Source organism: Enterococcus songbeiensis (assembly GCF_005405265.1).
Taxonomy (GTDB): Bacteria; Bacillota; Bacilli; order Lactobacillales; family Enterococcaceae; genus Enterococcus_C; species Enterococcus_C songbeiensis.
Window position 1 is genome coordinate 1 of record NZ_BJDS01000026.1, and the last position, 22,208, is coordinate 22,208.

23 protein-coding genes, 1 tRNA gene and 2 pseudogenes are annotated in these 22,208 nt (G+C 40.4%); 9 read left to right on the forward strand and 17 right to left on the reverse strand.

Features of this window, described 5'->3' with window-relative positions:
* Window positions 1-75: 75 nt before the first annotated feature.
* Both FFM66_RS10465 and FFM66_RS10470 read left to right on the forward strand, forming a co-directional pair.
* Window positions 76-1,338, forward strand: a pseudogene (locus FFM66_RS10465) (Y-family DNA polymerase); the annotation flags it as partial.
* Complete coding sequence (locus tag FFM66_RS10470; protein WP_137605887.1) at window positions 1,335-1,691, forward strand: hypothetical protein; 357 nt, start codon at window positions 1,335-1,337, stop codon at window positions 1,689-1,691. The pseudogene FFM66_RS10465 and the gene FFM66_RS10470, both read left to right, overlap by 4 nt.
* A gap of 44 nt (window positions 1,692-1,735) precedes the next feature.
* On the opposite strand, the gene FFM66_RS10475 is transcribed toward FFM66_RS10470, so the two are convergent.
* From FFM66_RS10475 to sfsA, 13 genes are all read right to left on the reverse strand, one after another.
* Complete coding sequence (locus tag FFM66_RS10475) at window positions 1,736-2,665, reverse strand: DUF7916 family protein (RefSeq protein ID WP_048604978.1); 930 nt, start codon at window positions 2,663-2,665, stop codon at window positions 1,736-1,738.
* 151 nt (window positions 2,666-2,816) lie between these two features.
* A tRNA-Arg gene (locus FFM66_RS10480) sits at window positions 2,817-2,890 on the reverse strand.
* 98 nt (window positions 2,891-2,988) lie between these two features.
* Window positions 2,989-4,170 carry a GNAT family N-acetyltransferase gene (locus FFM66_RS10485; RefSeq protein WP_137605888.1) on the reverse strand — a complete coding sequence of 394 codons (1,182 nt, stop codon included), beginning with the start codon at window positions 4,168-4,170 and terminating at the stop codon, window positions 2,989-2,991.
* A gap of 41 nt (window positions 4,171-4,211) precedes the next feature.
* On the reverse strand, window positions 4,212-4,625 hold the full coding sequence (locus FFM66_RS10490) for a DUF3284 domain-containing protein (RefSeq protein WP_137605889.1): 414 nt from the start codon (window positions 4,623-4,625) through the stop codon (window positions 4,212-4,214).
* The gene (locus FFM66_RS10495; RefSeq protein WP_371851521.1) at window positions 4,622-4,816 is read right to left on the reverse strand and encodes a DUF3188 domain-containing protein; all 195 of its coding nucleotides are present in this window, start codon (window positions 4,814-4,816) and stop codon (window positions 4,622-4,624) included. Before FFM66_RS10495 ends, FFM66_RS10490 begins: the two co-directional genes overlap by 4 nt.
* Before the next feature lie 16 nt (window positions 4,817-4,832).
* Window positions 4,833-5,054 (reverse strand): hypothetical protein, encoded by a 222-nt coding sequence (locus FFM66_RS10500; protein WP_048604974.1) that lies wholly within the window; start codon window positions 5,052-5,054, stop codon window positions 4,833-4,835.
* A 117-nt stretch (window positions 5,055-5,171) separates the two neighbouring features.
* Complete coding sequence (locus tag FFM66_RS10505; RefSeq protein WP_048604973.1) at window positions 5,172-6,608, reverse strand: PTS sugar transporter subunit IIC; 1,437 nt, start codon at window positions 6,606-6,608, stop codon at window positions 5,172-5,174.
* A gap of 111 nt (window positions 6,609-6,719) precedes the next feature.
* The gene (locus FFM66_RS10510) at window positions 6,720-7,040 is read right to left on the reverse strand and encodes a PTS lactose/cellobiose transporter subunit IIA (RefSeq protein ID WP_048604972.1); all 321 of its coding nucleotides are present in this window, start codon (window positions 7,038-7,040) and stop codon (window positions 6,720-6,722) included.
* Window positions 7,041-7,076: 36 nt separating this feature from the next.
* Entirely contained in the window at window positions 7,077-7,400 is a 324-nt protein-coding gene (locus FFM66_RS10515; RefSeq protein WP_048604971.1) for a PTS sugar transporter subunit IIB, read from the reverse strand.
* Between the two features lie 128 nt (window positions 7,401-7,528).
* Entirely contained in the window at window positions 7,529-10,249 is a 2,721-nt protein-coding gene (locus tag FFM66_RS10520) for a sigma-54-dependent transcriptional regulator (RefSeq protein ID WP_137605890.1), read from the reverse strand.
* Window positions 10,250-10,311: 62 nt separating this feature from the next.
* Window positions 10,312-11,583, reverse strand: a complete 1,272-nt coding sequence (locus FFM66_RS10525) for a DEAD/DEAH box helicase (RefSeq protein ID WP_137605891.1) — start codon at window positions 11,581-11,583, stop codon at window positions 10,312-10,314.
* Between the two features lie 11 nt (window positions 11,584-11,594).
* Entirely contained in the window at window positions 11,595-12,599 is a 1,005-nt protein-coding gene (locus tag FFM66_RS10530) for a Gfo/Idh/MocA family protein (protein WP_137605892.1), read from the reverse strand.
* 15 nt (window positions 12,600-12,614) lie between these two features.
* Window positions 12,615-13,340: a DNA/RNA nuclease SfsA gene (gene sfsA, locus FFM66_RS10535; protein ID WP_048605337.1), complete on the reverse strand. Its 726-nt coding sequence runs from the start codon at window positions 13,338-13,340 to the stop codon at window positions 12,615-12,617.
* A gap of 130 nt (window positions 13,341-13,470) precedes the next feature.
* Here sfsA and FFM66_RS10540 point away from each other — a divergent pair, with 130 nt between their 5' ends.
* From FFM66_RS10540 to FFM66_RS10545, 3 genes are all read left to right on the forward strand, one after another.
* Complete coding sequence (locus FFM66_RS10540) at window positions 13,471-13,833, forward strand: DUF4828 domain-containing protein (protein WP_048604967.1); 363 nt, start codon at window positions 13,471-13,473, stop codon at window positions 13,831-13,833.
* Window positions 13,834-13,943: 110 nt separating this feature from the next.
* Window positions 13,944-14,090 (forward strand): hypothetical protein, encoded by a 147-nt coding sequence (locus FFM66_RS11390; protein ID WP_171000836.1) that lies wholly within the window; start codon window positions 13,944-13,946, stop codon window positions 14,088-14,090.
* Window positions 14,091-14,295: 205 nt separating this feature from the next.
* Window positions 14,296-15,600, forward strand: a complete 1,305-nt coding sequence (locus FFM66_RS10545) for a serine hydrolase (protein WP_137605893.1) — start codon at window positions 14,296-14,298, stop codon at window positions 15,598-15,600.
* 60 nt (window positions 15,601-15,660) lie between these two features.
* Here FFM66_RS10545 and FFM66_RS10550 read toward each other — a convergent pair.
* Window positions 15,661-16,164 (reverse strand): annotated as a pseudogene (locus FFM66_RS10550) (GyrI-like domain-containing protein).
* Between the two features lie 121 nt (window positions 16,165-16,285).
* On the opposite strand from FFM66_RS10550, the gene FFM66_RS10555 reads away from it, so the two are divergent.
* Window positions 16,286-17,485, forward strand: coding sequence for a YdcF family protein (locus FFM66_RS10555; RefSeq protein WP_137605894.1), 1,200 nt, complete (start codon window positions 16,286-16,288; stop codon window positions 17,483-17,485).
* Window positions 17,486-17,519: 34 nt separating this feature from the next.
* Here FFM66_RS10555 and FFM66_RS10560 read toward each other — a convergent pair whose 3' ends face one another.
* From FFM66_RS10560 to FFM66_RS10570, 3 genes are all read right to left on the reverse strand, one after another.
* Window positions 17,520-18,146, reverse strand: a complete 627-nt coding sequence (locus FFM66_RS10560; RefSeq protein ID WP_137605895.1) for a YczE/YyaS/YitT family protein — start codon at window positions 18,144-18,146, stop codon at window positions 17,520-17,522.
* A gap of 91 nt (window positions 18,147-18,237) precedes the next feature.
* Window positions 18,238-18,741, reverse strand: a complete 504-nt coding sequence (locus FFM66_RS10565; protein ID WP_048604962.1) for an HD domain-containing protein — start codon at window positions 18,739-18,741, stop codon at window positions 18,238-18,240.
* A 114-nt stretch (window positions 18,742-18,855) separates the two neighbouring features.
* The gene (locus tag FFM66_RS10570; protein WP_048604961.1) at window positions 18,856-19,626 is read right to left on the reverse strand and encodes a TrmH family RNA methyltransferase; all 771 of its coding nucleotides are present in this window, start codon (window positions 19,624-19,626) and stop codon (window positions 18,856-18,858) included.
* Window positions 19,627-19,735: 109 nt separating this feature from the next.
* On the opposite strand from FFM66_RS10570, the gene FFM66_RS10575 reads away from it, so the two are divergent.
* The 3 genes from FFM66_RS10575 (at window position 19,736) to FFM66_RS10585 (ending at window position 22,112) form a co-directional block, all read left to right on the forward strand.
* Window positions 19,736-20,014, forward strand: a complete 279-nt coding sequence (locus FFM66_RS10575; protein ID WP_048604960.1) for an acylphosphatase — start codon at window positions 19,736-19,738, stop codon at window positions 20,012-20,014.
* Between the two features lie 108 nt (window positions 20,015-20,122).
* Window positions 20,123-21,049, forward strand: a complete 927-nt coding sequence (yidC, locus tag FFM66_RS10580) for a membrane protein insertase YidC (protein WP_137605896.1) — start codon at window positions 20,123-20,125, stop codon at window positions 21,047-21,049.
* A 121-nt stretch (window positions 21,050-21,170) separates the two neighbouring features.
* Entirely contained in the window at window positions 21,171-22,112 is a 942-nt protein-coding gene (locus tag FFM66_RS10585; RefSeq protein ID WP_048604958.1) for an AEC family transporter, read from the forward strand.
* Window positions 22,113-22,208 lie beyond the last annotated feature (96 nt).

Below are 22,208 nucleotides of genomic sequence, written 5' to 3' on the forward strand. Positions count from 1 at the left end.
ATGCGGTGAAAGTCGCACGTACGGTGTGGAGCGGGGGAAAATCTGGAGATTGTATCAAAAGATTACCTATCGCTATCCACCGTTGAATGTGCCATGCGGGGATGGGATCCCCTAAAAACTATGTTGGTAGTGATGAGTAGCGAAGACAACACCGGCAACGGCTTGATTTTAGCATCTTCTCCCGAAGCAAAAAGAATTTTAGGCATCACTAATGTCACACGAGCGGATAATTTGCCCAATCATCCCGACTTAAAAAAAGTGCCACCGCGAATGAGTCTATACATCCAAGAAAACAAAAAATTCAATGCCCTTTTCCGCCGCTATGTGGCAGATGAGGATCTGCTGATTTATTCCATCGATGAATCGATTCTGGATGTCACCCATTCCCTCGCACTATTTATTCCTGATGATTCCTTGACTCGACAAGAAAAGAGACAAAAATTAGCAGAAAGAATTCAGGAAGAAGCCAGGACTGAACTCGGTTTGATTTTTTCAGTAGGCATCGGTGATAATCCCCTATTAGCTAAGCTAGCTCTTGACAATGAATCAAAACACAATGCCAATTTTATCGCTCAATGGTGCTACGAAGACGTCGAAAAAAAAGTTTGGTCTATTCCGGAGATCACGGATTTTTGGGGAATCGGCAATCGCATGAAAAAGCGCTTGTATCAATTAGGAATCGATACAATCTATCAATTAGCGCATACAGACCCCGATTTTTTGCATTGCCATTTCGGTATTCTAGGAGAACAATTGTATTACCACGCCAACGGAGTCGATCGAACGTTACTTTCTGAACCGTCCCCGATAACTAAAGACAAATCCTATGGGAACAGTCAAGTATTGCCAAGAGATTATTTTAAACCGCAAGAAATCGAAATCGTGGTCAAGGAAATGGCTGAACAAGTAGCTGCCCGCTTGCGGCGTCACCATTGCTTGACCCAATGTGTCTCCTTACACATTGGTACTTCGCGAGGAGCCAACGAAAATGGTTTCTCCCATCAAATGAAAATCACCGCTACTGACAGCACGAAAAAGTTAATTCATTATTGCCTACAAATTTTTCGTACTTACTATTCTGGACAGGTAGTTCGCCATGTCGGAGTCAGCTATTCAAACTTATTATTTACTGCCGACAAACAACTTGATTTGTTTGAACTTCCCGAACAAAGTATCGCAAATGAACGCTTGGATCAAATTATTGATAAAATCCGTGAAAAATATGGATTTTCAGCAATCGTCTATGCTACTAGCAAATTAGACGGCGCAAGAAGTATTGCCCGTAGCCACCTGATTGGCGGACACGCTGGCGGAGCAGGAGGTTTAGACGGCCTATGAGTTTACATGAATACCACGATCGCAAGAAATTAAAATGGCAAGGCTTTTATTTGTCTGAACACACCAATCAGCTTGCCCAGGAAAAAAAAGAACGTTCTTTTATCTGGCCGGAAAAAGAAGTCATGACAAAAAATGAGATTGATCATGTTTTATATGAAGCCAGACTCAAAGGAAGAATGATTGCAATTCAAAAAGAAGAAATCAACGAGGAAGGATTGTACTCCGCGGATATTATTGGAAAAATACAAGGATATGATGAATTAGGCATCTACTTAGCAGATCAGAAAATCGATTACGATGAAATTCGTCATGTCGCTTTTCATCAGCAAAAAAAGTGGAGTGACCTGACGTAGATATAGAAAAAGAATCGTCCCTGACAGTGGGACGATTCTTTTTTCTATCGATTGATTGAACGGGCAACTCGATTGATCGTATGACGCATCCCCCGAATAGCTACCGACATTTCAAAAATATTTTCAGTGGGTGCCATGCCGCCATACCCAGCATCACCGATATGTTGAATATCCACCCCGCAGGTTTTATTGATGATCGCCATTTGTCGTAACGTTTCCGGACGTGCGCTTTCCTGACTGGTTCCGATTGCAGTCATCGTCAACAGATTACGCGCTTTCGCAAAACGAACCGCTTCCACAAGGTCTTGTTCTAAAAAGCCTTGGATTGTACCAACAGAAGGTAAAAGTAAGATATCTGCCCCGGCTTCGGCATAAGCCTCAATCGCTTCTTTGGAGACCACTGGTTCATCTGCACCAGCACTGTGCATCTTACCAGCAATAACCAAACCGGAAAAGTTTGCTTTCGCAATTTTTACTGCCTTAGCAATCTCCGCATTGGTCACACCAGTTCCCGGATTTCCAGTGAAGCAAATAAAATCAAGCCCCAATTCTTCTGCTTTTTGAATTGTTTCTTTTGATGCTGCTCGACCTTGGCTGATTGAGATTTTTTCACTCAGCATATCCGTTGTATCGGCGATTGGTTCAAGATTGATTCCCACTGGTCGACCAATCAATTCCTTCAAACGAGGAATCGGATTTACAATCGTTCCATCCGGTTGTAGGGCTTCTTCTCCCTGCCCTGGCATCCCGGCAATATACGGATGAAAACAGTCAAAAGCATTCAATAAAAGCAAGTCTGCACCAAATGCTGCCGCTACTTCGGCGTTAGTGATATCATCTGCTTGCGGTTGTGAAACAACCACATTCTCCGCCAAAAGTACTCGACCTTCACTTGCCTTGATCGATTGTTTTAATTCCTGAGCATCCATTAATGCCACTTCGCTATAATTTGCGCTGATTAGGCGTTTTACCATGATTTTTTCTCCTCTACTCATTAAATTTATTTGATTTCTAGTCATTTCTATGCTAAAAAAATCGTGCATTACCAAGTTGATACTGGTACTAAAGAAGACAACTCCACAAAAAAGAAAGCCTTGAAAAAAACAAGGCTTTCTGAAGGGGCAACGTCCTTGACTGGAATTGAACCAGCGACCTGTCGCTTAGGAGGCGACTGCTCTATCCTACTGAGCTACAAGGACAAGTCACTTCATTTTAGCCTTATCTTTTCTTCTATGCAAGCTACTTTCAACTTTTTGTGTGTTTCATTTGTCATCTTTTACAAAATGAAGATAAGTGCTTAAAAATAATCCTCTAAAATCGGTTTTTGCGAAGGCAAAATCTCTTGAACAGCAGACAGTGCCTGCGCATCTCCAGAAATCAGTCCATGAAACGCCAACCTCTCCGCAGATTGGTATCCCATAAATAATTGGGTGAAGTGCTGAATCGATGCTGTTATTCGCGGCAAGGAAGTCGTCGCCGTTTTGGTGACTGTCGTTTGTCGCTTCTCAAGACTCACTTCATATATTCCATCGTTCCAAGGTGCATAGGTATCCCCTTGAATTTCAATAGCAAAATCTGTTGTTAGATTCTTTAAAAATGGATAATCCACCAAAAAGTCAGCGACATTTACAACTCGTGCCATCATTTCAGGACGAACACTGACTTTCTCAATCGGTGCATTAGCTAAAAATTGTTGGTTGTCGCCGCCAAATCCTTCTTCATAAAAAATCGTCTGCACTGAGCCGTTATGAGAGGCAATCAATCGGTTTAATCCCCGATAGGCTTCCCCAGTCAGGTAAGACCATTCATAGGCGACAAATTTTCCGCCCTCCACTTGATAGATAAGATAGCCTTCCACTTCATTTTGAGTATTTTTATAAAGAGCATAGGTAAAATCTTTTCGTAATGGAAATTTGAAGGTCAACCACCAATCGGCGCGAAGAACGCCTCCACGATGATGCTTGGGAATTTGTTGATACACGTCTTTAATCGCTTCTTTTGCATCCTCCCAGGAAACCCGCTCCACATGCCCAGATACTTTTTTGCTATCTGGCCATTGAGCCGCAGGTACTTCATAGGCAATTCGCTCGAATGTCAATTCGTACCCATATCGACGATAAAATGGATAGGAAAATGGTGCCAAATAGGATAAAACCACACCGCGATCGTTGCAGTCTTGCAAGAGTTGCTTCATGATTCGATCAATCCGTCCTTGACTGCGGTATTCAGGATAAGAAGCCACAAAGCCGATGCCCGCCATCTTATACTGCTGTCCAAAAAAGTCAACCGTGAAAGGTGTTGCCATTACTTGACTTGCTAAAGCACCACGATCATCAAAGGAACCATAATTCCAGGAATTTTTCGTCAGCATATCAAAGCGCTTGAGATTTCGTTCTGAAAGCTCCCATTGAAATGCATATGCAACTAAAGCCAGCATCTCTTTTGTATAAAGGGTGCCCATTTCTTTTACATCTGTCATACTCTGTCCTCCAAATAAAAAAGGCGTCAACCGACCCCTTTTTAATATGATTCTTCAATCATTTCCAGCATTTTTTTGAATTGGCGCCGTTTAAAGAACATCAAGATTGTTCCCAGCAGCATATCGTTTAACCGCTGAAGAATGCCAAAAGATTCCATCGTCTCTGTATATTCCACTTTACAGGATTTATCATCTAATTGATCTACTTGATAACGAGCAACAAATTCATTTCGTGTCGTAGATGTTTTAAATTGATAGGATTGATTTTCAACGACTTCTTCAATCTTGATTTTTGCACGACTGGACCGAGAAAATTCTTTCACATATTCAAAATCTTTTAGTTGTTTTCTCGTCAAGCTTTTACCGGTTGCTTTTCTGACATCAAACAGAACCGAATCCATCACCTTATCATAAAAGAAACTGGCAGGGATATTTAATGTTTTAACGACTTTCATCCTTGTTTACCCCCGTTTTGTCCTTCTGATTTTTTCTTCCCTTTGAAAAAAATATACGCTCCCAGGGCGACTAAAGCCACGCCTGTTGCTAAACTAAGAACATCTAGCTGCATATTGCCCGGCTTCATGCTGAATAAGATAATCAAAAAACCGATACTGCATAAAAACAAACCATTTCTTTCCATCTTCAATCATCCTATCTCTTAATTAAACTGCTACTGATTGGAAATAAAGTACTGTGCCCCAAGGCTGTGCTTTGATCAATTCTTTGGCTTTTTTAGCCGCTGCTTCTTGATCTTCTCCGGTTGTTTCAAAAAACATCTTAATTCCTTGTTTTTCCTTAAAAGTAAAAGAAAGTCCATCCTCATTGTAACCTTCCAAAAGTTCTTTGATTGCGTCTTGTTGCATTGCGCTTGCGATACTAATCATTGTGCATTCCTCCTATATAAATCTATTCTCCCACAAAACCTATCTATTTTTCAAGTAAAAGAAAGAACTGCTCCCACCTCGTTGGAAGCGACAGCAGTTCTTCGGATAAACCGTTGATTATTCTCCAGCAGCTACATCGATCTTGTTTGCAGAGATAACGAATGGTGCCCAGATGAAGAAGGTAACGATCATACATACCAATGTAACGATCGGTGCTCTCCAGTCTGCCCCTGTTGCCAAGAATGAAAGAAGTAGTGGCGGAACAACCCAGGTTACTTGTTGTGAAACCGGTGCAACTAAACCAAAGTATGTTGCTAACCAACCGATTGTTGTTGCGACAACTGGTGCAACCAAGAATGGAATAAACATGATTGCATTCAATACGATTGGTAAACCAAACATAACTGGTTCATTGATGTTGAACAAGCCAGGTCCAATCGACAGTTTAGCAACTGTCAAGTAGTCTGCACGTTTTGAGAAGAGCAAGATAGCGATCAGCAATGTGATTGTACCACCAGATCCACCAAACCATGCAAAGGCATCAAAGGAACCACGTACCCACATGTACGCCTTGCCGTCTTCGATTGCTTCTAAAACTCCGGCCGTACCAGTTTTACCATTGTATCCTTTTTGGAAAACGTCAATATTTACTAATTGTGCTTGGCCCCAAATACCTTCTAAAACGGGTGCCAAAACGTTAGGTCCATGAATACCGAAGAACCAGAACAGTTGAACGAATACGGTAACGATCAATACAGCTCCGATACCTTGAGAAAGCCCCAAGAATGGTTCAGCGATATATTTTTGTACCAAGTCGATGATCAATTGACCATCTGTTAATTTACCAACGACAAAGTTGATGATTGCAACAACATACAATGCCAATGTTGCAGGAACGATTGCTGCAAAGGCTTTGGATACTGCTGGTGGTACAGAATCAGGCATTTTGATTGTGATATCAGCCAACATTAATTTACAGAAAATAATTACTGAAATAGCTCCCATGATCATAACAGTGAAGTAAGCATTTGCATTTAAGTGATTCAGGTTCAGCCAACCCCAACCAGTTGCTGTTAATCCTTCTGCTGTTGCAGACCAGCCTGTATCAGCAGAACCCGCGTTGATAGAATCAACCAATTCTGGAGAAACAGTTGTTGCCAATGTGTTTGTATAAGAGAAGGCAATCCCTTGAACCAAGGTTGCCAAACCTACGATCCCACCGGCTAAATCATTGACGCCATAAGCACGTGCCAAATTATAACCCCATGAGAAGGCAAACACCAAACCGGCGATTGCTAAAGTACCATTCCAAACAAATCCATTGACTCCGATGATTTCGCGAATCACTGGAATTGTGTTACCATCATAACTTGGCCAAAATTGTGGTGGTAAATCACGAATAATTGCATTGATCATTACGGCGATCGAGCCGGCCATTGTTGCTGGCATTGTCCCAATAAATGCATCACGTAGCGCGACTAAGTGCTTTTGGGCACCAATTTTAGCGGCTACTGGAAGGATGTGTTTCTCCATCCAACTTGTTAATCCGTTCATTTCATTTCCTCCTATAAGTTCTATTTATATAAAGAAAGGAACTTCTTCATACCTTTTTTCAAAGAGCTGTTCAAAACTATCCGTTCAAAGAAAATTTTGATTAAGAGTGATTTATTTTTCGTCTAAACGGCGATATAAATCAATAATTTCTTTTGCAAGATCCGTAAAAGCAATTGCGGTCATTAAGTGGTCTTGACTGTGAACAGTCAACAGTGTCACCGTAATATGATTTCCTTGTGCTTCTTGTGTCAGCATGTTGGTTTGTGAATGGTGTGCTTCAACTAGAGAAGCTTCTGCATCAACGATTTTTTGATCAGCTAGTTCAAAGTCGCCTTTTTTTGCAGCTTGGATCGCTTCCATTGCATCACTTTTCGCATTTCCTCCATACATGATTAAACCCATAATTGCTTCTAAATTTTGTTGTTCCTCCACTTAACTGTCCTCCAAATTCTTTTTATCCGGTATGAACTATTTTTCGTCCATCAGTTTTTCTGCTTGCGCAAGTACCTTTTCACCATTCATCATGCCATAATCAGACATATTGATAACGTCAAAAGGAATTCCTTTTGGTGCAAGTTTTTGCTCGAATTGTGCTTTCATAAAACGAACTTGAGGACCTAACAATAAAACATCCACGTTTTTCGCTTCTAGATTGTTATCTGCATCAGAAGCAGCTACCGCAAAAATATCGGCATCCATTCCTTTTGCTTCCGCAGCTTTTTGCATTTTGGTAACCAATAAACTGGTACTCATTCCTGCAGAACAAACTAACATAATCGTTTTCTTTGCCATTTTTTTCACCTCTCTTTCTTTACACTTAACTATAATGCAAAAAGCATGCCAAAAATTAAGAAAGAGTAAAAGCTGATGATGATAGCGTTTTACTCTTTCTTTTATTTGCACACTAGTCTAAATTTATCTTACACACTAAATTTGTGTGTAATTTTGTAATCGCTTTTTATCTTATTTTCTAAAAACATCTGTGTAATAAAGGCAACTTCATCCTCAGGAATATTAATTTGGTATTCTTTTTCCAACGACATCAAATTGGTACGAATCGAATCATTTTCAAGTCGATACTTTTTCTGGAACTCAGAAAGGTTCTGAAACACCCGTGTCCTTTCGCCTTTAATCAAGCCTTCAATCAGAAACGCCAAATGCATAATCAGACCCGCATCAACACTGGGTTCTACTACCAAATGAAGCTGACCTTGAATTTGATGAACGATACGTTGCAGCAAACGAATCAATTGGGTAAGCGAAGGAACATGAATCAAGGTATCCTTCAAGGTCTGAACGATTTTCTCCACCGGAATTTCTTCACTGACGATGCGTTTCAACACATTGAGTCGTTCGTCATCAAACACTTCATAAGCAGAAAAGAAAGGAATGTTTTGATAATCTACTTCAACAGTTCCGGCAATTGCCTTGATTTCATATTCCTCCATTAAAGAATCAATATGCTTAATGAAGGCTTCCCGTTCAATAAATTGCATTTGAATAATATCCACTTTTGACTGGTCGATTACCGGAACAATTCGTTGATAAAGCTTTGCAGCTACCCCTTCTCCAGTAAAGCACGTAACGACAACCGCTTTTTTTACTTCTTTTCGGTCGTGTTTTTCTTTGAATTGTTCACGAATGATATTTTCAAATGACAACTGAATGTTTTGATAGATATCTTCCAAGCTTCGACCATTTGCTGCCATCCGCAAAGCTTCAATCACAATCATTGTACTGGTCATCGAAATCGCCTTAGTACGAACCCCGGTTTCTTCAAACACCAGATTGGCAAAAGAATTCAGCGAGCCCATATCGGTCAATAGCAACACGCCGTTTGATAAGCGGCCTTTGTTTTGTCGCACATGAGTCAATAGTTGTTCATACATCGCTTGAACCTCGGTATCCAAGTGCATGTTCATCGCAATTCCGTTAGTCATGCCTAATAGCTCCTGAGCCGTGTTCAACATACTGGAGGCCGTTGCATTGCCGTGCATCAAGACGATAATTTCCACCAGATTTTCTGGCGTTTTTTCGCTATTGCCGACTTGGATTGAAAGAAACATACTGATAAAACCGATTTCATCAAAGGGAATCTCAATATCCCATTCTTCTTCAATAATACTGGAAAGATCCAAAGCGATTTGAAATTCTCTTTTAAGATTTTTACGAATGGTATTTAAATCAGGATGGACAATAGTATGTCCTTCCTTCAACCGTTCAATCGTACTTTGTAAATGCAGGGCAAAAGCAAAACGAGCTTTTTCATTGTAAGTCCGCTCCAATTTTTCTTCTGCAATATCATACAAGCGATTGGTCATCAACCAGATTTTCTCCGGCAATAGTTCTTTGTGTACAGTATTTTGGGTCAATTCCTCCACGTAAGTCTCAAAATAAGCGTCCACATCTCGAGAAATCAATTTTTCCAAGTCAACACTGGCAACTCCGGTTTCACTTAGAGAAGTAACTTTCTCTTCAATGTCATTGTAGACCTGCATGTTTCGTTCGGGATCTTGAGACCAAACAACTTCAGCTTCCCCAGGTTCAAAACTTAGATAATTTCCTTTTCCCTCTAAGAAACTATCCAACCGATCCGAAATGTCTCGCATTTTTAGCAAACCCTTTTGGACTTGCAAAGAACAATCCTGTTTATGAATTAACAGACTTTTTTCATTATGAGTTCGATAATGAAGAAAGGCTTTGGCACAAACCAGTTTTAAATCACGTTTGACTTGACCAATGTTACCTTCTGCATCATAAAGCATGAAGGCAATGATTGCTTCTTTTTCCACTTCGATTCGCTGATTCAAACGATTGGCTTCTTGTTTGATAAATAAGGTAATAATTTCATAGCGTTCATCCAATGAGCGTCCGGCTAAACTGGGCAACGTGATCGACATTGGGATTCGTCGATTGAAGGTTGTCAAGAAAGATTCTGAGGATTCTGTCGTAGCTCCAATGATTTGGACTGAAGCTTCATAAGTTTTGGCACTTTCCCCTAAAGGTCGATAGGTTCCCTTATCAATAAAGGTGAACAGCATTTCCTGTCCTTCTGGTGGCAAACGGTGGATTTCATCCAGGAATAAAATTCCGCCGTCTGCTTTTTCTAGCAACCCCGGCGCATCTTCAGCCGCCCCAGTGTAAGCCCCTTTTTTTATACCAAAAATATGTCCAAATAAAAGCTGCGGATTTTGAGCATAATCTGCACAGTTAAAAGAAACAAAAGGAGCATCTCGTTTTACCACGTGTGATTTTACCGCAAAATGATACATACATTCAGCAAAAAGGGATTTCCCGGTACCCGTTTCACCAAAAATAATCGTGTGGAGTCCACGAGGGGGATACAAAATCGCCGCCTTTGCTTGCTGGATTGTCATTTTCAATGAACCATTTTTTCCCACTAAATTATCAAAAGTCACTTCTGAGGAGGTATCCACATGGACTTGTTCTTCTACTTCATTTATTTCGTAAACCACAGGTCGACCGGAATGTTTGCTGATTTTGCCTTCTTTAGCCAGTTCATTCAAATAACGGCTAGCGTTTGTGCGATCGATGTTCAGCAGTTCTGCAATCTGCAGCGCCGTCGTTCCTTGTTTGTGCATTTCTAAAGTATGCAAAATTTCTTCTTTTCGAGAATTCATAAGTATCTCCTTCGATCGAATAAAAAGCATTTTTTCCCTTTAATGGTAACACAAAAAGGCGCTCATTTGCGCCTTTTTCCTTTGTCTTTTTGTGATTTTCGTTTTTTATGAAGCGATTTCTTACGTTTTTCTTGCGTCGTCGCTATTTTTTCGTGAATCTCTAATTTTTTGGCAAAAACCGTTGGTGCTTTCTTTGGTTTTTCTGTTTGACTAATCGGTGGGGTTGTTTGTAACGCACCCCCGTGAAGAAAAATTTCTTCTATGGTAAGGCCCAACTCCTTAGCCAATCGTTGCAGGTCTCGCATTTGATTGTCTTGAAGGATAGTGATTACCGTTCCCGTTTTCCCCATACGCCCTACTCGCCCGGCACGATGGAGATAGCTTTCTTTTGTTAGAGGTACTTCGGCATTGATCACAAAAGGCAAATCCGTAATATCCAATCCTCTAGCAGCAAGATCTGTTGTCAATAATTCAACGATTTTTCCTTCTCGAAAGGAGCCCAATGCTAATTTGCGGCTTTGTTTGGATTGATCAGAAGCAAGAGAAGCCACTGGCACCCCGTGATACAACAATTTTTCTTCAGCGTTGCCCATCTCTGTCAGTTGATTGAAAAAAATCAATCCCCGAAAGGAATCGAGGTAAGCCAAACGACGCAGTGCATCCACACGTTTTCTTCCGGGATAACGCAAGAAGTAATGGTGGATTACGCCTTTACTGTCATCTTCTTTAGTCACATCAATTACTGTTGGTACTTGATCAATCAGCGTCGCAATTTCAGTGATAGCTGCATCCGCTGTTGCTGAAAAGAAAGCCAGTTGTGTTTCTTTTTGCAGTTGTTTAACGATTTCGGTCACTAATTCTGTACTGCCTTTTTGCAGCATTTGATCGGCTTCATCCAAAACAACCGCCCGCAACAAATGACTTTTTAGTTTTCGTGCCTTCATCAATTCAATGACTCTGCCAGGTGTGCCAATCAAAACTTCTGGCTTTTCCTTCAACTTTTCGATTTGCCGTTTGACATTTGCTCCGCCAATCAAGGATTGAACCCGTAAATCGATATCCTTTGCCCAGATATTGGCAACATCTGTAACCTGTACGGCCAATTCTTGAGAGGAGGTCAGAATTAATAGTTGGTTGCCATTGTCTTTTTCAACGTTTAGTAAAAGCGGCAATAAATAGGCGAGCGTTTTCCCAGAACCGGTGGGAGAAATTCCGACGATGGTTTCGTGGTTCTTTAATGGAGCAAAAACTTGTTGCTGGATTTTTGTCGGTTCTTGAAAGGCTTGATCAGTCCATCTTTTTTGCCAAGCTTCTGGTAATTCTTCTCTATTCATTCACTAACTTCCTACTCTTTTTTGTCAGCGGCAAATTCGATTCCTGCCTCTTGACGCATATGATAAATAACTTTATTAACATTGCGGGACAACTCGACCCATTCTTGGTAAAGTGCACCTTGCATTTTATCTTCTGGGTGTTGGATTACTTTTGCAAAGTCGGCTGCCTCTTCAACCATAGGATTTTCCTTAGCTGTCAGATCCAGTTTTACGATTTCCTTTTGGTTGCGATCATGAAACTCTGCTGCGTCAAAAGCATTGATGCCACTCATTACCAAGGTACCATTATCTAGATAAATTTCAGAGGGCAAATAAGAGTCGGCAATTTTCCCTTGTTGAATAGTTACATCAAATAAATCGTACCGCAAAATAATCGTGCCGATTCCGTCTACTTCGGTGGTAATTTTCCGAGCAAAATAATGCATGGATTCAGGCATTCCAAACCAGCCCATTGCAGCATACAGCGGATAAATTCCCAGATCCATGATGGACCCGCCGGAAAAACGTGGAGAAAAAATGTTCGGTTCCTGTCCGTCTAAAACGGCATCGTAACGGGAGGAATATTTCATATAGGTAAAGTTTGCTCCAATGATATGATCTTTTACTGGTAAAAATTCAGCAATTTTTTTATAGCTTTCTTCGTGGATGTTACGAGCGGCTTCAAAGAAAAAGACCCGTTGCTGATTTGCCAGTTCAATGATCTCGTCCATTTCTGCCGGTGTGGAAAATGCCGGCTTCTCAACAATTATATTTTTTCCTGCCAAAATTGCCTGCTTGGCCTGTTCAAAATGCAGACCGTTTGGTGAAGCAATATAGACAGTATCCATATGAGCCAATCCAAAAAATGTTGTTAAATCCGTTGCATACTCTACCTCGCCATACCTTGCACCAAATTCTTGTGCAGATGACAGTCTCCGTGAATAAACAGCAACCAGCTGATAGCTTTTCGTAGCATGAGCTGCCTCAACAAATTGATGAGTAATCCATCCTGTACCAATAACGCCTAAATGAATCATCTTTCTCCCCCTCTTTTAATTTGGATCGATGAAAGGATAATCCAATTCAAAAGGAATCGCCTCTTTCACCGTCACAGTATTTGGTTCTACGATACAATTATACGCTAAAACTTGCACGCCGTCTGCCATAGCCTGTAAAAACTCATTTCGCAGCTCTTCTTGCATGGCTGTATGGATCGTTGCAAGCTGAACTTCTTCAAATTGAATAATAAACAAGACGTAGCTTCGGTAGCCTTCCTTTATTGCATCTGCCAGTTCATGTACATGTTTTTTCCCTCGCAGGGTTGGAGCATCAGGAAAAGCCCCGATTCGCAGGTTCTCCAAGGTCATTCCCTTTACTTCAATAAACACTTTTTCTCCAAGAGTGGTTTCCAGTGCCAAATCAAATTTGGAGTTTTCAAAACGGACTTCCCGTTTTAAAAGAGTGACCTCACCTGCCAGTCCGGGTAAAATAATTTTTCCATCCAATATCCCTTCGTATGCCAAACGATTAGGCAATTGACTGTCGATGTTGAACCATGCGTTTTTCTTTTTGACTGCAATCAGATCATAGCTGGTTTTTCTGGTGGGGGCTGGACAGTGTTGCAAAGCGACTACTGCTCCCGGCAGCAACACTTCTTTTCCCCGTCCGGTATTTTTTACATGAACCACCACAAGTTCGCCAGTTTCCAAGCGACAATGAGCAATAAAACGATTTACTCGCTCAATAAATGCTGCTAAAATGACATCTTTGTATTCCATTTTTTCACCTACCATCTGTATCCTATCACACACAAAGTTAAGTTTCTAAAAATTCAAACTTAAGTCTGAGTCTTTTCGACTTTTTTCATGTTATACTACATCTGTACTTTGAAGAAGGGATGTGAAGCGAATGAAAAAACATTTTCCGTTGGTGATCGGAGCATCTTTGCTCACAGGATTGGCGGGTTCTATCTTGTTGCGAAAAAAGCAGTCCGTCCATTCTGAAAATTATCGCCGGTTCATAGGAGAATGGCAATACAAAAAGGGACGTACTGGAAATCCGATAGCTGTAACAGTGACGGACAAGTATCAGCTCCTTTTTCAAGATCAGTTGGAACCAACGACTTTAGTCGAATTGACTCCTTCTCGATTGGTTTTATTGGATAAATTAGGCTACCATATTATTTTTGAAGAAAAAAACAATCAGTTGACCTTTTATGACGAAACCGAAGATAAAACATTCTCCCTCACTCCCATTAACAAAAAAAGTTAGGATAACAAAGCTAATTTATTAGTAGGAACAGGAAAAACTTGTTATACTAAAGTAGGAAGAAGAATTTCAGCACAATTAGATAAAATTTTGATAGAAAGAAGGTCATGCATATGTTTGCTCCATTAGCTACGCTTTTAACGATCTTTAGTTTGATGGCCTTATTAGCCATTTCGTTAGTTGCTGTTTACAAATACGTAGAAGAAGATCAACGGATGGAAAAAGTTCCCGTACGGATAAAAGATCAACACCATCGCTAATTGTACTTTATGTTATCACTGACGAAGTTTTGGCTTCGTCTTTTTTTTGCGGAAAATTTGTCAATTAGCGCTAAATTCACGGTGAAAAAACAGTGATTTTCATCATTTTTCTTAAATCAGCGGTTTTCTTGCCTTCTGATATTGAAACTAAGGATATACTTTGCTAAACTTTTGACTTAGATTGTATTAACAAAGGAGACTATTCATGTCAAAAAAAATTCGTACCCTCTTTGCCCTCGTATTCAGTTTGATCCTGTTGGTAAGTATCACACCTATACGCGCAAATGCTGCTGAATCAGATTTTCAAGTAGATGCTAAAGCAGCCATCTCAGTGGATTATGAAACCGGCAAAATTTTGTATAATCAAAATGCTGACACACCGCTGGGCATTGCTTCAATCACCAAAATCATCGGACTGTATTTAGTTGAAGAACAAGTCAAAGAAGGTAAATTGGCTTGGGATGATACGGTGGAAATTTCTGATTATGCAGAAGAATTAAGTGTTACCCCGGATTTGTCCAATGTTCCGTTACATAAAGAAAATCAATACACTGTCAAAGAGTTGTTCGATTCTGCGGTTATTCAATCAGCAAATGCATCAATGGTAGCTCTTGCTGAAAAAATTTCCGGCAGTGAATCAAAATTTGTTGATTTAATGAAAGAAAAACTAAAAAGTTGGGGCATCACGGATGCAGTCCTCGTCAATGCTTCGGGATTGAACAATAGCTACTTAGGAGAGCATCTTTATCCGGGTTCAAGTGCAGATGCAGAAAACACACTTTCTGCCAAAGATGTTGCTATCGTTGCCCGCCACTTATTGATTGATTTTCCCGATTTCTTGGAAGTATCAAAAACGACCACCAAAATGTTTGGTGAAAATACCCAATCTCCTGTTGAAATGGTCAATTGGAATTGGATGCTACCGGGTTTCATCAATGCCAAAGAGGGTGTTGACGGATTGAAAACCGGAACAACGGAACTAGCGGGTGCTTGTTTCGTGGGTACAATGGAAAAAGATGGCCGACGAGTTATTACCGTTGTGTTAAACGTTGCTGGTCATGAGGAAAATCCCAGCGTTCGTTTCATTGAAACGGGAAAATTGATGGACTATTCTTTTGAAAACTGGTCGTTAGAAGAGGTTTCAACTGCTGATGCAACCATCCCTGATCAAAAAACGATTGCAGTGACCGATGGCAAAGAGTTGAAAGCACCAATAGTTTTGAAAGATTCGGTAAAAGCGTGGGTGCGCAAAGATATGGATCAAACACAAACCACGATTCAGCCCACCTTTGATAAAAAATTGGTAGATAAAGAAACGATCACAGCTCCTGTTGCCAAAGATCAAACGATTGGAACGGCAACCCTTCAATTAACTCAAGATACGCTTGGGTATTTAGATGATGCGCAATTGCCAACAACTGACATCATCGTTAACAGCAAGGTCGAAAAAGCGAATTTCTTCGTATTGACTGGTCGAAAAATCGCAACATTTTTCTCAAATCTTTTTTAAACTAAGTATCATTAATAAACAATAATCCCGAAGAATCTTATGATTCTTCGGGATTATTGTTTATTTTCTTTCTTCGGTTTGCTGTGAATATGCAACAGGAAAATATAGTTCAACTTCCCCATCTTCAAACTCCGGTAGGTAATGTTCTTGAATTGCCGCTGACAAAATCGCCTGCTCTTTAGGTAAAATCACCGCCAACATTTCTTCGGTCATACTGGCAAGATTTTCACTGTTGGTTTTGACAACGAGATAACTCATCGCCGGCATTTCCCATTTCTGCCAACCTTCCGGTACCGGTGTCGCTGCGGGAACAGCGATTCCAGCTAAGTACCTGCCTACTTCATTCCAAGGGGCTAACCAGACTTCTTCATCACTCATCAAGCCCCATAAATGAATGCTTGCCGGTTCTGTTGCCACCTCTTCTGCCACTTCAATGATTTTTTCGTTTACAATTTCCCATAAAGGCGGTACTCATGATGAACCATCTTGCGCAAGCCCTTTTCCTTCTTTGCCAATTACCGTAAATGCCGGTAAATTGACACGCCTTACTTCACCAATCGTCATGCGTTTTCCTCCTCGTCTTTCTTCCATTGTACCGGAAAATTATTTTTTTCGACAAATATTCGCTATTTTGAGCATTTTTTTGTGTTTTTCGTTATACTATCACTTGTTAGGAGTTGAAAAAATGAATTTTATACAAGAAATTAGCTATATCCTTGTCTTTAGTATCGGAAATTGGCTGACGGTTCTTTGGCGCAAACGCAAAGATGATCCGGATACTCTCTTTTTTTGCAGTCTCTGGTCTTTTATCAGCTTATTTGTTTATTTAGCAATTATCGAATTGCAGACGGGCACTTTCTATATTTTGCTGCCGCTCACTTTTCTGGGGATTTTTCTTTTCTCCTATTTTAAAGAAAAACGCAGATTGCTGAATGGTTGGCTGTTCAACATCTTTCTGCTTTCTTTCGGCTTTTATTTAGTATTCAATATTCTTCAAACTCAGAATCTGTTGGTAGGGGGATTATTGGCGGTTATTTTGGTTGCTGCCTTATTGATTGGTATTTTTGGGATCTACGGACTACTGATTTTTTTGTATTGGAATGCCATTGTAGTATTAAAAAAAGAGTCTCACTCTCTAGCAAATTTGTTGACGTTATTGCTGGCAATTGGATTAACAATCTTCTTGCTTTTCAATTGGTTCGTGGTGCAAACCCTACCGAATTGGTTAGCCATTCTTCTCGCTTATCTACCAGTTGCCGGAACCTACTTTTTTATCGTATTTTATAATTTCTTGACAATTTCAGTGATCTACCAATTTAATCATCCTCGTTACGATCAAGATTATATCATCGTTTTGGGTGCCGGATTGATTGATGGCCAGCGAGTTTCTCCTTTATTGGCGCAACGTATTGATAAAGCCATCGAATTTTACCGTTTACAGTTGCGAGCAACTGGCAAAGAATTGCGCCTGATCATGTCTGGCGGTCAAGGAGCAGATGAAAAGGTCCCGGAAGCAATCGCTATGAAAACTTACGCACTATCACAAGGAATCCCGGAACAACAAATTTTAGTAGAAACCAATTCCACCACGACTTTAGAAAATATGACATTTTCTAAAGAGATTATCCAGCAACAAACCGGCGGAAGTAAAGCACTTTTTTCTTCAAATAATTACCATATTTTTCGGGCGGGTATCTATGCTCGTTGGGCAAATCTAAAAGCTGACGGTATCGGTGCACCAACTGCTTTTTACTATTTGCCAAACGCTTTTTTACGAGAATATATTGCCATCATCATGCTGAATAAAAAACGCCATTTGCTTATTGCTGGTGGAATTGCACTGTTCTTTCTTTTCATCATGTTGTTGTCATTTTTTGTTCGCTGATAAAAAGGCGCTGATCCTCGGATCGGCGCCTTTTTTAATCAAATTTGAAAAATGAAACTCTTTTTGGTAACTGTTGCAAAAAGAATTCCAGCGTAGGTCCAAGTAAAAATAAAACCAATAAAGTGCCGATGCCGATTGTCCCCCCTAATAAGAAGCCGACGATCATGAAACAGCCATCCAACAAAATCCGGGCAGTTCGAACCGAGAGATGAAATTGGTTCTTTACCACCATCATCAAACATTCATAGGCGCCTGATCCCATATTAGTCAATAAATAAAGGGCTGTGCCAAGCGCAAAAAGAATAGGTCCGGCGATAACCGCTAAATAATGAGTTCCTTCCGGTAAATGCTGCGCCTTTCCCAGCCAATCAAAAAGGTTAAGAAACAAGCCGATACCAAAACTATTGATTAAGCTGGCTAAACCAATCAATTCTTTGTTACGAAAAAAAACGATGACTAAAATTAGGCTATTGATAAGTAAACTGACTGTTCCAAATTGAACTGGCAAATGATGGATTACTCCAAGAATAAACGTGCTGAGTGCATCTGCCCCCAACTGGCTCAAAACGATCAGCCGAATGCCAAGTGCCACTAAAAATGTGCCGACGATAGTCAATAATATTCTGGTGCTCAAACGATTATGTATGGTTAAATTTTTCATAGCTTCCTCATTTTCATTTTTTTATCCCTTTTTCAGTCACAAGGCAAAAAAAGGGCGGAACAAATCGGCGTTGCGATCCGTTCCGTCACTACTATACAGATTGTTTTTTTGGAAACCAACGATGCCATTTTGTCAAAACATTTTGGGTAAACGGCTCTGAAGCTTCCTTGATTGCGCAATATTTGTCTACCATCGTAACGATATAACTTTCTTTGTAACGAGGTGGAGCGATTGTTGCTCCCCACATATGCTTAAGAATGATATCTCGTTCTAAATCAGATAATTCTGTGATTTTTTCGGCATTTTTGACTGCGATCCGAGGATGCATGTAGGCATGGGAGCCTTCATCAAATTTTGTTGTACGCCAATCATAGTAAAACAGGTCATGCAATAATCCAGCTCGAGCCGTTGCCCGCGCATCGCCGCCCCATTTTTTTGCTAATTTAAAACTATTATAGGAAACACTGATTGAGTGCTCCAAACGTGTCGAATTCATATGTTGTGTAAATTTGGCTAATTTTTTCACTTCTTCAGTTTCTAATAAATCCTGAACATAAGACATATATTCTGCATCAGCTTGCCATTTTTCTGTCATGCGTTACACTAGCCACCTTTGAAAGATACTTTTTTACTACGTGAGACGAGTATAACACCCTGTTTATAGATATTCTATCTTTTTTGAAGCCGTTTACGTAAATTTTAACAGTTCTTAAACAACGGCTTCCGCAAAACGATACATCAAAATTCCAGCAGCTACGCCAACATTCAAGGATTCTGCTTGTCCATAAATCGGAATATACAGATTTTGATCCGTCATCTGCAGAAATTCTGCCGCTACGCCCTGCCCTTCATTACCAAGAATCAACGCACAATTTTTTGTTGGAACAGCCTTGCGATAATCAACGGCATCCTTGTTTAATTCCGTTCCAAAAACTTTACCTCCTTGTTTTTGAAACTGTTGGATACTTTCACTGAGCTCTGCCTGTAAAATCGGCAAATGAAAATTACTTCCCTGCATACTCCGCAAAACCTTTGTACTGTAAATATCGGCAGTTCCTTTTCCCAAAATGACCCCAGAAAATCCGGCAGCATCGGCAGTACGAATCATCGTACCAACGTTTCCAGGATCTTGGACATTGTCCAACAATAGCCAGGCACCAGAAAAGTCGACAGCAGTCGGTTCTATTTTTTTAACCACAGCAATGATCCCCTGAGGCGTAGGCAAATCAGATAAAGCAGCCAAAACCTCCTCGGAAACATAGTACTCCTCTACAGCGCTTTGCTCATCCAACCAAGTTTGCCATTCCTGTTTTCCCCGGTCGTCAACAAAAATCATTTCAATCGATTGTTGCTTGGCCGCTTCCTCGACTAAATGAAATCCTTCAATCAAATAACGCTTCTGCTGATCCCGATATTTTTTTTGATGCAGTTTTTTCAACTGCTTAATCGTTTCATTTTTTGTAGAATGGATCTCTTTCACGTTCTTCACCTCGCTTCATTATACCATGCCTTTCAGGAACACTCTACTTGTTGAAAAAATTAAAAAACGCTATCATTAAGATAACGAAATGAGAAAGGATGAGCACAAGATGCGCAAACTTCGAATGAATGTGCAAGGCACTGTCCAAGGGGTGGGCTTTCGCTACACGACAAAAATTTTAGCAGATCGTTTAGGAATCACCGGTGCTGTTTGGAATGAGGCAGACGGTTCTGTTGGCATTGAAGCGGTTGGAGAAGAAGAAACGATGGAGGAATTTATTCGAGAAATCAAAGATTCCCCTTCCCCAGTCGGTCGCGTGACCTACGTTGACATTACAGAAGACCCATTAATTAAAGAAAGAAACAAATTTGCCGTCAAATATCGCTGACGTATTTAAGCAGGACTTCTTGAATTTTTTATGAACTACATTGAAATCACTTCCTTTTTTTAGTATAGTTACTTTTGTGTAAATTTATTTATGAAGAGGAAGAAGTACATGACAAAAATGAAAAACTGGCTGGTTGGGTCCGGCTTGCTCGCACTACTGCTCACGCTTTCTGGCTGTGTCAGTCTCGATAAAGATGGAAATCCGGATAAGTCAGGCATGGTCTATCGTATTTTGGTAGAACCGCTTGGAAACTTTATTCAATATCTGGTCAATAATTTTAACTGGTCCTATGGTTGGGCGATCATTATCGTTACGATCATCGTTCGAGTGATCATTCTGCCTCTTGGTATCCATCAATCCAAACAGACAATGATCCAATCGGAAAAAATGCAATTTATCAAACCACAAGTCACTGCTGCACAGAAAAAATTAAAAGAAGCAACGACCCGGGAAGAACAAATGGCAGCTCAAATGGAAATGCAGGCTGTTTATAAAGAAAACGGCGTCAGCATGACCGGTGGAATCGGTTGTCTGCCCCTCTTGATCCAAATGCCGATTTTCTCTGCCTTGTATTATACAGCCCGTTATACGGAAGGAATTCGTGAATCTGTTTTCTATGGTATCAATTTGGGTGAAGCAAGTATCGTTCTTGTGGCTATCGCCGGAATCTCTTATTTGATCCAAGGGTACATTTCCCAAATCGGAATTCCTGAGGAACAAAAGAAAACCATGCGTACCATGCTGATCGTCTCTCCATTGATGATCGTGTTTATGTCCTTCAGCGCACCAGCCGGAGTGACTCTTTACTGGGTAGTCGGTGGGGTCTTCAGCTGTATCCAAACCTACATCACGAATGTCATCATGAAACCAAGAATCAGAGAACAAATCGCAGAAGAAATGAAAGCAAATCCTCCTAAAACGGTAGTTACTCCTCCTAAAAAGGATGTCACTCCTGTTGAGACGCCTAAAAAAGTTGAAAAAAATCGTAATGCACAAGGGCGCAATGCCAACAAGCAACAACGAAAACCCAAATAAATAATTCTTTTTTCCATGCCGGCTTCCATTTGCGGCGTGGTTTTTTCTCTGTACAAAATTTTCTGAAGGTCTTGTTTCTTCCTATAACTTCCCCTATAGTTATTTTAAGAGGTGATTCTAGGTGCTCCATGCGTATTTGAATATTTTTGCTATCTTTGCTTTAATGTTTTTAGGTTATTGGCTTTCTTTTAAACAATGGTTTTCCAACCGTAGTGCAGATGTTTTTTCTAAACTGGTTTTAAATTTAGCACTGCCCTTCAACATGTTTTTGACTATTACCGCTAATTTTTCTAAAGAAGAATTTCTGAACTTATTCAGCGGAATGATTATTCCCATCCTTTCAATGTTTATGACCTTCTTTTTAAGCCAGCTTTATCGAAAAATCTGGCCGACAAAAGAGGGGCGCGGCGGAACATTTACGACGATGTTTACTTGTTCCAACACGATTTTTATCGGTCTGCCAATCAACTTAGCAATTTTTGGTGAGGAAGCAGTGCCTTTTGTTCTATTGTATTATATCGTTAACACAACGATTTTTTGGACAATCGGTGTCTACGAAATCGCTCAAGATAATCCTGAAATCCACCAAGCAAAAGTGTCCTTTCACCCACTGGTGGTTTTGAAAAAAGTTTTTTCTCCAGCTTTATTAGGATTTTTAATCGGAATCGGCTGGATGATGGCAAGTTTTCCAGTACCGGAATTTATTGCTACTTTTGGCGGTTATCTGGCAGATTTGACTACCCCTTTATCCATGTTCGTCATCGGAATCATCGTGTATTTCAGCGGATTAAAAAATTTAAAGATCAATCGCGATGTTATCGGCGTTTTGCTGGGGCGTTTCTTTTTCTCCCCTTTGATTGTTTGGTTGCTAGGACAGTTCATCCACGTACCGCCATTGATGTTGGCTGTGTTTATCATCCAATCCTCCATGCCGGTCCAAAACTCTGTCACGATCCTCACACGTGCCTATCACGGAGACGAAGAGTTTGCCGCTTCCAGTCTCGGATATTCTGTGTTGATCTATATGTTGTACATTCCGATTTTATTGAAATTGATTTTATGACGCAAAAAGAGCTTGGGATATAAGTCCTAATGAAAAATCCAGATACCAGTCAAATTGATTGGCATCTGGATTATTTTTTTGTATTAAAATAAGAAC